This is a genomic window from Pontibacter pamirensis (assembly GCF_010015475.1).
Lineage (GTDB): Bacteria > Bacteroidota > Bacteroidia > Cytophagales > Hymenobacteraceae > Pontibacter > Pontibacter pamirensis.
Window position 1 is genome coordinate 1 of the sequence record NZ_SSNI01000118.1, and the last position, 881, is coordinate 881.

Here is an 881-nt window from a genome sequence, read left to right on the forward strand (position 1 = left end):
GCTGGTAAAAGTGTTTGCAAAGACATTTCAACCTAAACCTAATCCGATGGAAGTCATAAGCGAAGATAGCATAAACCGCTGGATAGTGCCGCATCTGAGCGTGGGCAAAAAGGTCCCAAGCTACAGGTAAAAGTCTCAGAAATTGTGTCGGCCATTCTCTACAAGCTCAAGACGGGCTGCCAATGGCGGGAACTGCCGACAAAGGAGTGCTTTGGGGACAGGCGCATTAGCTGGCAAGGGGTGTACCATCATTTCAGGAGGTGGGCAACTGACGGCAGCCTGCGAAAAGCCTGGACAGCGCTCCTGAAAAGCCAGCGCAGGCTGTTGAACCTGTCGTGCGTGCAGTTGGACGGGAGCCAGACCATCTGCAAGAACGGCGGGGAGTGCATTGGCTACCAGGCCAGGAAGGCGGCCAAAAGCTGCAACAGCCTGTTTCTGGCTGATAGGAAGGGGCTCCTGCTGGCTTGCAGCCAACCTGTGTCAGGAGCCCATCATGACCTGTTCGAGATAGAGCGGGTGTTCAAGGAGTTGTGCGGGCTGCTCCAGGAAGCAGGCATCGAAACAGAAGGCTTGTTCCTCAACGCTGATGCGGGTTTTGACTCCGAGGGCTTCAGGGGCCTGTGCTCGGAGATGAGCATAGAGGCTAACATTGCTTTCAATCCAAGAAACGGGCGAGCGGACGGGGAGTATGTCTACTTTGATGAAGAGCTTTTCAAGTGCAGAGTAGTGATTGAGCATGCCAATGCCTGGCTGGATAGCTTTAAGGCCTTGCTCATACGTTTCGAAACGAAAGCACAGCACTGGCAGGCCCTACATTGGCTGGCATTTTGCGTGATGTTTATCCGAAAAATCAACAAAAAACTGAAACACTAAACAGCTTC

General features: G+C 52.8%; 1 protein-coding gene. It reads left to right on the top strand.

Going from position 1 to position 881, the window contains the following annotated elements:
• The first annotated feature begins 144 nt into the window (after positions 1-144).
• A complete protein-coding gene (locus E1919_RS27200) occupies positions 145-873 on the top strand; it encodes a transposase (RefSeq protein WP_237144899.1) in 729 nt (242 codons plus the stop codon).
• Positions 874-881 lie beyond the last annotated feature (8 nt).